The sequence below is a fragment of the Streptococcus suis genome (assembly GCF_024509555.1).
In the GTDB taxonomy this organism is placed as follows: domain Bacteria; phylum Bacillota; class Bacilli; order Lactobacillales; family Streptococcaceae; genus Streptococcus; species Streptococcus suis_AD.
Window position 1 is genome coordinate 37,933 of record NZ_JAMWEL010000016.1, and the last position, 13,010, is coordinate 50,942.

The following is a 13,010-nucleotide window of genomic DNA, read 5'->3' on the forward strand; positions in this document are numbered from 1 at the left end:
TCATAGATTTTGACTAGACGTTATCTTTTTAAAAGCTTCAAATGTGAAATGCTCTACATTCAATTTGATTGGTAGATAGGTATTTTTGATTTTAAATAAGTATGAAATAGAAAAACTCCCCTGCCTTGATTGAGTTGCAGGAGAGCCTATTTATAGATTATTAATATTTATTGGATAGAAATGGTGGTGTGAATTTTTTTAATTGTTCATAGCAAGACTGGGCTGCCTGATTGTCTTCGCAGATAATGAGACAGGCATCATCACCACAAATAGTCGCAATGATTTCAGGAATTTCCATAGCATCCAAAATAGATCCAAAAGAATGAGCCAGACCAGGAAGGGTCTTGATGACGACTTGGTTTTGCACAGGTCGCAACAGGACTAGGGCATCTTCCATATAGACTTTCAGCCGTTTTTCCCATCGTGAAGGAGTAATTGGATTGATGATATAGTAGGAGGAGTCTTTTTCGCTGACCTTGATTAAGTTCAACATTTTTATGTCACGTGATAGGGTAGATTGTGTGACAGACACTCCATTTTGGTGAAGGAGTTCTTGTAGTTCTTGTTGGGTATGGATTTTATTTTCCGTAACCAAAGACAAAATTAATTGGTGGCGACTTTCAATCTTGTTCATAGGAACCTCCTTCTCATCAATCATTTTAGTAAAAACTAGCAAGGGAAATGGTGCTAGCTAGGGATATAGTTACTGAATAAACATAGCATCGCCGAAACTGAAGAATCGATATCTTTCTTCAACAGCATGTTTATAAGCATCTAAGACAAACTCTCTACCAGCAAAGGCAGATACAAGCATAACCAAGGTTGACTTTGGTAGGTGGAAATTGGTTGAAAAAGCATCTACGATACGGAATTCATAGCCTGGTTTGATGAAGATATTTGTCCAACCAGAGTCTGCTTCCAAACGACCGTCAAATTTATTTCCGATGGTTTCTAAGGTACGAATTGAAGTTGTACCCACTGCCACAATCCGACTGCCTGCAGCCTTGACACGATTGAGTGTTTGAGCTGCCTCAGCCGATAGATGATAGAATTCAGAGTGCATTTCATGTTCATCGACATTATCCACTGATACAGGACGGAAAGTCCCAAGGCCGACATGGAGGGTCAGATAAACTAATTTCACCCCTTTGGCTTCAATTTTTTCTAGCAGTTCTTGTGTGAAATGCAGTCCAGCAGTTGGTGCTGCTGCAGAGCCGTTTTCTTTGGCATAGACAGTTTGATAGCGTTCACGATCTTCCAATTTTTCATGGATGTAAGGCGGCAGAGGCATTTCCCCTAGGCTTTCTAATACTTCTAGGAAGATCCCCTCATATGCAAATTCCACAATTCGCCCACCGTGTTCCAATTCTTCAATGATGGTAGCTGTTAATCTTCCGTCACCAAAGGCAACTGTAGTGCCAACTTTCAGGCGCTTGGCTGGTTTGGCAAGGACTTCCCACTGGTCACCTTGGGTATTTTTCAAAAGCAATAGCTCCACATGACCATTGGTTTCGGGCTTGTAACCATAGAGGCGGGCAGGAAGCACGCGCGTGTTGTTCATAACCAAGGCATCGCCGGGGTTTAGCTGGTCAATGATGTGGTCAAAATGGCTATCGACCATAGTTTTCTGTTTGCGGTCGAGAATGAGTAGTTTTGAGCTGTCGCGTTTCTCAAGTGGAACTTGGGCAATCAGCTCTTCAGGTAATTCAAAATCAAAATCTGCAGTATTCATAGTATCTCCTCAGTAGGTTAAATGATAAATAGAATATAAATCAGTAGAACAAATGGGAATGCTACCAATGTAAATCCAATTGTGTAAAAGATTTTTTTCAACTTTTCAAAAGAATCCAAGAGAAAAAAACTCATTAAGCATAGGAGAAGACCAGCCATGAATAAGAATAATAGCATCTGTGTCATATCAGTATTATATCACAAAAGAATGGTTTAATCTTGTAGGACGAGGTAAATTAAAAAAATAAAGTAAAACTCTTGACAAAAATTGGTATATACCATAAAATAGACTTATCAATAATCGGTCTATACCAAAAGGAGAGAAGCAGATGAAAATTCATATCGTAAAAGATCAAGTAGAAGGAGCAGCCATTGCCTTTGACTTGTTAAAAAATAAATTAGCTGCAGGTGCGCAAGTTCTTGGTTTGGCAACAGGTTCAAGCCCAATCGAATTTTACAAGCAGATTCGTGAGAGTGACTTGGACTTTTCTGAGGTGACATCTGTTAACCTGGATGAGTATGTTGGTTTGGGTGAGGACAGTGACCAATCCTATGTCTATTTCATGAAAGAACATCTCTTCAATGCCAAACCATTCAAGGAAAATTATTTACCAAACGGTTTGGCTGCTGATCTTGATGCGGAGTTGGTGCGCTACAATGCCATTCTGGAAGAACATCCAGTTGATTTCCAAATCCTTGGAATTGGTCGGAATGGGCATATTGGTTTCAACGAACCAGGTGCTTCTTTTGATGGAATTGCCCGTGTTGTAGATTTGGCGCCATCAACCATTGAAGCCAACGCCCGCTTCTTTGAAAATCTAGAAGATGTGCCAAAACAAGCCATCTCTATGGGGATTGCCAACATTATGGCAGCTAAGACAATTGTCCTCATGGCCTATGGTCAGGAAAAAGCTGACGCCATTAAGGCGACGGTGGAAGGACCAGTGACGGAGCAAGTTCCAGCAAGCGTCCTTCAAAACCATGACGATGTTGTCCTCATTATCGACCAAGCGGCAGCCAGCAAATTAGCATAATAGACAAAACCGACTACCATTTTTGGCAGTCGGTTTTCTTAGGATTCGAGGTCAACTTGTACACGATTGCGGTGGCGGAAAGAGATGACCAGCATCATAAATGAACTAGCAACCAGTATAGCGGCAATCAAAGATAGATGGTGGTGGAAGGCTATCAGAAGAATGATGGTGCTGAATACCAGAATGGCATATTGAAGCCACACCATTTTACCCAGTCGATAAAGGTCTTGGTTGTAGCGACTGGTCATTAGGATTCCCAGATAGTAGAGGAAGTAACCAATGAGGAGGAAGGGCAAACCAAAAGTGGCGTGCTCACCAGGTAAGACCTCCACAGAAACTGTGAAGAAGTTGAGACCCAAAACCAGTACCATATGGGCATAGAGTAAGGTGGCAACATTTGTCTTTTGATGGTGGTTGATATTGAGATAGGTTTGCGAAATGTAAAACATAAAGGAGAAAGCCATTGTCAAGAAGAAGAGAATACCAGTGAGCAGATGCGTCTGAATCGGATAATTTTTCAAAATCGCAATGACCGTCTCACCAAAGGTAATAATGGTAATCAACTGACACCGTTCAACAATGTGAGGAAAGTTCATGGCACTGTGATTGAGTTTATCCTTGAAGAAATAGGAAATAATATACGGGAGATATAAAAGCAAGAGACTCTTTTCATCATAGGTCCAGAAATTGAAGTAAATAGCTACCGAAGCCAAGAAAAATACCAACACATAAATCCCAAACATAGAGAGACTATTTTTTATATCTGCCGTAAAACCTATTTTCCGACCACGAAGGTAGTACTGTAAGCAAAGTATCGAATATGACAGGGTCAAAAAGATGGTAAAAGGTAGGGCGGTCGCTTCAAAATCATGGCTAACGTTCAGGGATAATTGTCCGACCACAAACATGGATGCAATAATCGTGTTAATATCTAACAAATCCCGCTCACCATATTTGTTGAGGTAAATCGTCTCATTAATCCACAAGGTCATAATAATCAGGTTAGCGGTGGTAAAAGTTAGAATTTCCCTGAGACCGATATGGTCACCGTGCAAGAGGCCGGTCAGTGAAGAGGTAGCTAATACAAAGACTAAGTCATAAAACAATTCATAGTTGGATACGCGTTTTGCGATAATATCAGACATGTCAACTCCTTTTCAAAAAAATCTGAAATATTATACCATACGAAAAGGCTGGGACAAAAGTCCTGGCCGCCTTAGTTTTTTTCGATAGTTAAACTTGACGCAGTGGTTGAGTGGGATCTAATTAGCTGATTTTATCAGCTTTTGCAGCCCTACTCAACTATGCGGGGGTGGGCTAACGACTCATCGAACCCTACAGGTTACCGATTTTTGTCCCGCTCCCTATATCTTATAGTGTCCAGTCCAAGTCAGGTCCGACAGGAACAATGCCTGTTGGGTTAATGGTTTTGTGGCTACCGTAGTAGTGCTGCTTGATATGGTCAAAGTCAACCGTCTCCGCAATACCAGAGTGGTTGTACATCCGCTTGGTATAATCCCACAAGTTTGGATAATCAACCAAGGCCTTGATATTGCACTTGAAATGCCCAAAGTACACAGGGTCAAATCGTACCAAGGTGGTGAAGAGCTGAATATCAGCCTCGGTCAGCTGATTGCCCACCAGATAGTTCTTATCAGCCAAATGCTCTTCCAATTTATCCAAGGCGGCAAAAAGGTTCTTGACCTCTTTTTCATAGATTGCCTGACTGATTGAAAAACCTGCCTTGTAGACACCATTGTTGATGTTTGGATAGACAAAGTCGTTCATAGCATCAATCTCAGTCTGCAAGTCTGCTGGATAATAATCATCCTGATTGCCTGTGATATCATTGAAAGCGGTATTGAACATGCGCATAATCTCCGCAGATTCATTGCTGACGATGGTATTGGTTTTCTTATCCCAAAGAACAGGCACTGTTACCCGCCCAGTGTAGTGAGGGGCAGCCTTCAAATAGACCTGATAGAGATAGTCGCTGTTAAAGAGGGGATCCTTGATAACACCAGGTCCATCTTCAAAGGTCCAGCCATTTTCTAACATGAGGGGATGAACGACAGACAAGGAAATATGGTCTTCCAAGCCCTTCAATTTTCGCATAATCAAGGTCCGACTAGCCCAAGGACAAGCCAGAGAAATATAGAGGTGGTAGCGACCAGATTCAGCCTTGAAACCGCCCTCTCCTGTTGGGCCTGCCTGTCCGTCTGGCGTAATCCAGTTGCGAAATTGTGTGACGCTACGAATAAACTTGCCACCTGTAGACTTGGTATCATACCACTGATCTACCCATTTGCCATCTTGTAAAAGTCCCATGATATTCTCCTTTGTAACAATAGGAAATTCCCAAAAATGAAATGGAATTCCCAAGCTATATATCACTAATTAGTATTATAATCCTTTTTCAAATAAAGTCAAGCTACTTGTTTTATGCTAAAATGAGGTCATGAGATTAGATAAATGTTTAGAAAAAGCAAAAATTGGCTCTCGCAAGCAAGTCAAGAAATTATTTAAGGCCCAGCAAATCAGCATAGATGGCCAACCGGCTCACAGTCTTAGCCAGATTGTTGATCCTGACATACAAGATATTCAGGTTTCTGGGAGAAAGGTCGAGCTAGAAGGTTCGGTATATTATCTACTCCATAAGCCAAGAGGAGTAGTGTCAGCAGTGACCGACAAGGACCACCAGACCGTCATTGACCTGATTGCTCCTCAAGACCGTAGGGAAGGTCTCTATCCAGTTGGTCGCCTAGACAGGGATACCGAAGGTCTGGTCCTTATCACTAATAATGGGCCTCTGGGCTACCGTCTGCTCCATCCTAGCCACCATGTCGACAAGGTCTATTACGTGGAGGTCAATGGTCCCTTGGGACCAGACGCTCCGAACTACTTTGCATCAGGCGTCACCTTTTTGGACGGTACCCGCTGCCAGCCAGCTAATTTGACTATTTTAGAGACTTCTTTTGGAAATAGCAGAGCGACCATCAAGCTAGCGGAAGGTAAATTTCATCAGGTCAAGAAGATGTTTTTAGCCTATGGTGTTAAAGTCACTTACCTAAAAAGAATTTGTTTTGGCGAATTTGAATTAGGAGATTTGAAAATTGGTCAATATCGAAAATTAAAACCAACGGAATGGCAACAATTATTGGAATATTTCTCCTAATATAACAAGTAAGTAGAATCATATGAATTTTAAGAAAAAGTGCTAAAGAATTGCTTTCTAAAACCGTTGGATACATACAAATTTAAAGTTGTTAAATTGATATAAATAATTATATAACAAGAACCTCGATTTATGAATAGAATATTTCATAATTTCTTAAATAAAACAAAGAATTATCTGACGATTCTAATAAAGTAACTAAAGTTCAGAATCTGCTGAAATCCTTATACACTCTAGATTTTAACGAAAAGGTTATTGACAAAAACACTAAGTTTGAGGCAGAGAGGTACATGAATAATTAAGTCTGAAATGTTTTTTAGGTAAAATGATTTTAAAAGATGAATAAATTGACCTTTCTAACTATTTTTAGTAACATATAAGATAGCTTTCTTTAAATTTTTTAAAGGAACAAGTAAATTTGTATAGTTTTACTATAGAAAGGATTTTATATGAAATCTTCATTAAAAGATAAAACGAATCAGCAAAAATGGTATGCCCCCAAGCAACGTTTTTCGATTCGTAAGTACCACTTCGGTGCTGCCTCAGTATTGCTAGGTATCTCTCTAGCAGTGACAGGTGGTGAAGTGGCTGAAGCAACAGAAATCACTTCAACAAGTACTTCTGAGACTTCAGTTGTAGTAGAGGCGACAGAGCCAACATCGGCTATCCTCTCAACAGATACAACTACGACAGAAACAACCGTTGCTGAGATGGTAGCTACTGAAGCAAGTTCTTCAACTGATGCTACTGAAGCAACTATTTCTGAAACGTCAACAACAGAGACATCTGCGACAGAAACATCTGCGACAGAAACAGTTGCAAGTACGACAGAAACAGCAACAGCTGAGCGTACTGCGACAATCGCTTACGTGATCCAGTACGTTACTGAAGATGGAACTGTTATCACTGCAACTGCGGTTATTACATCTGTTACAACACAAGATGCAGTGGCAAGCACTACAGTAAATCTTTCAGCTAATGTGCCAACAGGCTATGAATTAGCTGCTGGACAAGCTTCAGCTGTATCCCAAGTCGTGACTGAAGGTGCTTCAAATACTGTTACCTTCAAAGTTGTCAAGAAAGTAGCAACACCAGCTTCATCTTCTACGACAACTCCATCAAGCACGACAGAAGCGAAGACTGAGACTTCGACTTCTACAAGCTCAGAAACAGCTAAAACTGAAACGTCAACTGCAAGTTCAGAAACAGCTACTGCATCAAGCCAAGAAACTAGCCAAGATGCAAGTGTAGCTGCTGCAAAAGAAGTTCTAGAACAAGTAACTTCAGAAGCAGCTGTCTTGTCAAGCGAAGCAGAACGTATCGCAACAACAACTGACTCAGACACAGCAACACTTAAAGCTGCTGCAGCAGCAACTAAGTTGACAGTGACTGAAGCAACAACTACCTTGGGCGATTCAGCGGCAAGCCTTGAGCAAGTTAATGCACAAATTGATGCAGTACGTTCAAACGTCGAAGCACTTGCCCTTGAGTTACGTAAGTACTCTAAAGATGGGGAGATTTATGTAAACCTTGCAACAACTGGTGATGCATCAACTCGTGCTGAAGTTATGCGTACAAAGGTTCTTTATGAGCCAGAAAAGACAGTTGTTAAAAGCTTGATTAGCTTGACGGATGAAGAAGTAAAAAGTATTGTTCAGAACGTCAAAAATGCCAATGGTTTAACTGAAGCTGACAATGTAAAAGTCGTTCAATCTAGTACTTCTGCAGCGGGTGGAGTGACTGTTGAATTCAACGGTGACGAAAAGAATACTGCCACACTCTTGCCAATTCAAACAATCATCACTGAACAAGCACAAAAAAATGCAGCTGAGTTGAAAAAAAGTATTCATTGGTTTAACTTCTCAACTGCCTCTATCACTTATCCAGATGGCACAAAAGTAGGACCAGCAGATGCCAATGGTGTCCGTGATGTTATCTATACAGATGGTACGACTGGTAGAACCTCTGATGCAAAATGGATAAACTCAGGAATTGCCAAATACACAGAACATAGATACTACAATGGTGGTGCACAAAATAAAGGTAAAGAGTACGAAGTTCTTCAAAAAGGTATGAAATTTACCGTTCCTACCAAAGGGGTCGAAGGTTATGAATTGACTGCTGAGATTACCAATCTTGCACCAAAAAAAGTAACTCAAGATCCAAATAATGGCGTAAATGCCATGTTTAACTATGGCGAATGGACTAAAGCAGATGCCGAGGCTATTAGAATCCATCCTCCTACACGTGAAGTTCAAAAGGAAGACAGAGTTCTGCAACCGGGCGAATCCGTAACTATTTATGATGCTAATCGAAATCCGATAAAGACTTACAAGTACGGAGTTGATGAGAAGATTCCAGCAGGCACAGAGTACTGGACACAGAAAGGTTTTATTCGTAACACTTATACAGAAGACACTGTCGCAACTGACGATACGAAAATTTTGGATATAAATGGAGAGGAAGTTCGTACTTACAAAAAAGGTGAAATAATCCCAGCAGGGACCCATTATTGGATAAAACAAGGGAACTACCGTGCGATAAAGGTTGTCACAACAACTAATCCAGACGGTTCGACTAAATCAGTTGCTTCTGATGTGAAATGGACAGACATGATTAGTGGTGACTTTGTTGGTACTACGACAGTTGGAAATGTTACAACTACCTATAAAAAGGTACTTCAGGGTTCAGAGGCAGCTTACAAACATAATCTTGAAGAGGGCCGTAACGGTCAAGTAGACATGCTTTTAGTGGAGCCTGATGGGAAGTGGTCAATTTTAGGAAATGCTGGACTTGGGGTCGAGAATCAATTGGTAGCCTTCTCTCCATCATTTGATACCGCTCATGCTGGTATTACCTTTGATCTATCCGCAACCTATAATGGTAAAGATGTAGATGTTAATGTTATTGCTACAGATGCCGAGGAAGCTAGTTCAACTGAATTTGTACAATTTGAATCTGATGGAACGCCATGGGAAAATTTCATGTCACTTCCATATTCTTATAAAAAGGATAACAAAGAAATTGATCCCAACACGTTGACGCAGCCAACTCCAATTACAGCGGATAACTTAAAGGTTGAACGTTCACTCGGAGGGGCAGGATATAACCCTTCAGAATTTGTAGATGGAAAAGCATACGGCGATCAGACTTTTGGACCGATTACTTCTAAAATTGGTGAAAATACCTTGGATGTTGGAATTTCACGTGATGTTTCTAAACTTTCGGTTTATATCGCATCTGCTGGTAGCCAACAGGCAGCCTTTGGTTTCGTTATCTATGATAGTGGTGATGCACCAGAATCTTACGGTAAGGCAGAGCACCTTATTGGAAACACAGTAAAAGATGATGGAACAGTTTATGGACAACCATATTTTGGTAACACCAAGGGTGATCCTGATTTCCAAAGCACTAAAGATGACCCTGCTTACTGGACTTTGGACGACGTAGTCTATACTGAAAATTATAAGAAAACAGACATGACTACAGGAATGACCGTTTTCGATGCCGAAGGTAAAAAGGGTACTTATTCAATCGCACAAGATGGTACAGGGTACATTGAATATACAGACGGAACAAGAGCAAGTCTGAAAAACCGACAAGAACTAACGCTTGAGATTGATGGCAAGAAGGAGCTTGGTCTCTATAACTCGGCTGAAAAACGCTTTGTAACGGGTATTATGCCGGACGAAGGAGAAAGCCAACTTCTTGATGAAAATGTCAAAAAGAAATATGAAATTCGTCGTGCATCAGACACAGAGTTTGTCTTACCAGGTGTGGAAATCCATAAAGGTGAAAACAATGATACTGTTTATGCCTCAGGTTGGGTGGACTTTGATGGAAACGGACAGTTTGACCAGTATGAGCAGTCAGAAGTAATTGAGGTCAATGCTGACGGGACTTATAACTTTGTCTTTAAAAATGTGCCACAGCTTCTTGATACCTCTCACGATACAACAGGTATTCGACTCCGTATTTCACGTGTTAGGGAAGAAGTTTTAACACCAACTGGTATTGCGTCATCAGGTGAAGTAGAAGACTTCCAGGCCTTCGTTACTCACTTGCCACGTGGTACTGAAAATGCAACCTCAGACGTCCAAGATCGCAATCAGTCAATCTCTAAGAGTATCGCTGAATTCTTCTCTCCACGTGGTAAGGACGAAAAATCAGGATTTAAAGAGTGGGCAGTAATTGATACAACGATTGCTCCAAAGATTGTTGTCAATGACAGTGTTGTCGCAGAAGCTATCGAGACAGGTAAAGAAATCCATGTAACCAATGAAGCAGGTACTGATACAGTCTATAAAGGTCAGGAAGTAATCATTAAAGATGCGAACGGCAATGTTCTAGGTACAGCTGTCCAAGTTACCAATCCTTATAGTAACCGTGTAGAATACTTGCTATCTGAATACACTGAGTATGACAAATCAGGCAACCTCGTCGGTGTTTATACCCTTAATAAAGAAGGTGTAGACAACAAGTATGTTGAAGGATACGGCACGCCAACTATTTCCATCGACTTTGATCCGGCTCCTGGCTTCGTAGGTGAAGCTAATGGTATTGTTGTCCGTGGTTGGGATACGAATGGTAACTCAACTGGTTGGGAAGCAACTGAAGAGACAATTGATGCAGCACTTAACTATAATCGTAACCTTTCAGAAGATGAAATTTATGATGTGCCAGAATCTGAAATTACCTCTCATCTATCTCCGCAAGATATGATTAGAAAGAACGTCAACACTGATGTCAATGATGCTCGTTCTATGGACTCAACCTACATTCCGACTGTCATCGACGTGGTACCAAACGGTGAAGATACAACTTCACGTGATGTTCAAGGTAAGACTCAAACAGGTACACCAAGTATCCCAAGAACGGGTACAGTTCAGACGAACGATGGTACTAAGGTTGAATACCCTGCTTCTAGCGTAATCCTTGATGAGACCAAACCTGTGGTCTTTGCAAGCACAGACCAGGAAATCACTCGATTTGAATCAGATACTACTGCGACTGAACCAATGACTATTACTTTGAGTGATGGTACTCGAGTTCAAGTGGAACCAGATGCAATTATTCCAAGTGGTACACGTTTGCCAGCAGGTATGACTGTAACTGGTAAAGGTGGTGTCATCGTTGATAAATTGTGGTTACCAGCAGGATCAAAAGTTCCAGCAGGTTCTACATTGGATGCGAAAGATCTGGCTACAGCTGAAACAACAGTCCTTCGAAATGGCGAAGAAGTAGTCATTCCTGCCGGTGACTATATCGAGGTAGGTGATGTCTTAACGCACGAAATTATTTCAAATATTAACAACCGCTATAATGATGTAGCCCTCGGAAATGGCTTTGAGTTATCTTCACATGCCAATAACTCTCAAACTGTTTTAGATGGTGATACTCGTGCTTCAGATCTTGTAGAAATTGGTGAAACCTTCACAGTAGGTAATAATTCTTATACAGCGAAAGATTCATTTATCCCAGCTGGTTCAAGTTTCACAACCGAGACACCTCTGGTTAATCTTGTTCTTCCTGAGGCGATTCATCTAAACCCTACGACGGGTAAAGTGACGAAAGTCAAACGTTCATATACTAAAATTTCAGATACCGAGATTGTCATTGAAAATGAAGGAACCTATACTCTTGACCAGAAAACTCTTGAAGTTACCTTTAAACCACATCCTAGCTTTGTCGGTGTTGGTACAGGTGTTGAAATTCAACAGCCTGACGTAGACTACAATGATGTTGTAGACTCTGATCCTGTAACCATTGCTTATGGAACAGATTACGGACGTGCTCGTTATACTCCAACAGTAGATCCAGTAAGTGAAGCAACCATCACACGTACAATTTACTATGTATTTGATACGGATAAGGATGCGACGAATAACACAGACACGACAAAAGAACGTGATAAACCTGTTACAATTAACAACCAACCTGCTCAACCTGTTACTACGGTTGACAACCAACCTCTTATCAAGACACAAACCTTAAGCTATAAGCGTAAGTTTGAATTCATTGATGATGGTAGTCTCAAAGTGTATCCATGGGAAGCAATCAATGATGCGAATAAGACATTCAATGCAGTCATTTCACCTGTTGAACTTGGATACACTGCACAAGTTATACCTGAAAAACACAGAGATACGAATAACATTGATGTCAGCACCTTTACACCAGATCCGACAACAGTTACTTCAGATGATAAAGATAACATCAATGTTTACGTTGTTTATACTCCACAGACAGAGTATGCTGCTGTTTATATCTGGGACGTAACGGATCCTGATAACTACAAACCATTATCTTATGTCACTTCAGGTAAAAAAATCACTCAGATTGATGGATTTGAGCACTTGACAGCTACTGAACTTAAAGGTACCGCTCTAGACCCAATCACCTACAATCCAGATGATGTCATCAAAAAGTATCTTGATCAGGGTTATCAACTTGTCTATAGTGAATTAGCTGAAGGCACAAAATACTTTGACGCTGTTGATGATAAAGACGGTGAGGATCCGTCACAGAGCTTTAACATCTTCTTAGTCCGTAAGACGACAACAGTTGTCGATCCAAAAGATCCAACTACCCCAACAGATCCAGTTAAACCAGACGATAAAGTACCAAACGATCCTAAGGATCGCACTTATGGCGAACTTGGCTTGGTTGAAGAAGTAACCTTGACCGTTAACCATGTCTACGCTGATGGTTCTCCAGTGCTGAAGGATGGTCAGCCAGTTGTGACAACTGAGACTTTGACCTTCACACGTACTGTACAGATCGATGCGGAAACTGGTGACATCATTGTTGATACATACTCTCCATGGTCACCAGCAACACAAGACTTCAAAGCTGTTTCAGCCTTGACGAAGGATGATGTAGCTGAGTTGGCAGATTATCTTCCTTCAACACAAAGTGTAACCAGGACAGGTGTAGTTGCGATTGATAATGATACAAATGCAACGATTATCTATCGTACAAATGTTAAAGTTGTTGATCCAAAAGATCCAGATAACAATCCAGACACACCAACACCAGAAACTCCGGTAACTCCAGACACGCCAGTTCCA

Annotated in this window: 7 protein-coding genes; 3 read left to right on the top strand and 4 right to left on the bottom strand. The window is 41.0% G+C overall.

Annotated features, from left to right (window positions below):
- Positions 1–160: 160 nt before the first annotated feature.
- Both NF418_RS07570 and queA read right to left on the bottom strand, forming a co-directional pair.
- On the bottom strand, positions 161–634 hold the full coding sequence (locus NF418_RS07570; RefSeq protein ID WP_105109441.1) for an arginine repressor: 474 nt from the start codon (positions 632–634) through the stop codon (positions 161–163).
- A 69-nt stretch (positions 635–703) separates the two neighbouring features.
- Complete coding sequence (queA, locus tag NF418_RS07575) at positions 704–1,732, bottom strand: tRNA preQ1(34) S-adenosylmethionine ribosyltransferase-isomerase QueA (protein WP_256779083.1); 1,029 nt, start codon at positions 1,730–1,732, stop codon at positions 704–706.
- A gap of 328 nt (positions 1,733–2,060) precedes the next feature.
- On the opposite strand from queA, the gene NF418_RS07580 reads away from it, so the two are divergent.
- Positions 2,061–2,765 (top strand): glucosamine-6-phosphate deaminase, encoded by a 705-nt coding sequence (locus NF418_RS07580; protein ID WP_256779084.1) that lies wholly within the window; start codon positions 2,061–2,063, stop codon positions 2,763–2,765.
- Between the two features lie 38 nt (positions 2,766–2,803).
- On the opposite strand, the gene NF418_RS07585 is transcribed toward NF418_RS07580, so the two are convergent.
- On the bottom strand, positions 2,804–3,910 hold the full coding sequence (locus NF418_RS07585; protein ID WP_256779085.1) for a low temperature requirement protein A: 1,107 nt from the start codon (positions 3,908–3,910) through the stop codon (positions 2,804–2,806).
- 226 nt (positions 3,911–4,136) lie between these two features.
- Positions 4,137–5,093 (bottom strand): glutathione S-transferase family protein, encoded by a 957-nt coding sequence (locus tag NF418_RS07590; protein ID WP_256779086.1) that lies wholly within the window; start codon positions 5,091–5,093, stop codon positions 4,137–4,139.
- 130 nt (positions 5,094–5,223) lie between these two features.
- Between NF418_RS07590 and NF418_RS07595 the strand changes: the two genes are divergently transcribed.
- Together NF418_RS07595 and NF418_RS07600 are read left to right on the top strand one after the other, a co-directional pair.
- A complete protein-coding gene (locus tag NF418_RS07595) occupies positions 5,224–5,940 on the top strand; it encodes a pseudouridine synthase (protein WP_256779087.1) in 717 nt (238 codons plus the stop codon).
- Between the two features lie 449 nt (positions 5,941–6,389).
- Positions 6,390–13,010 (top strand): GEVED domain-containing protein (locus NF418_RS07600; protein ID WP_256779088.1); only part of this gene is annotated, 6,621 nt, incomplete at its 3' end.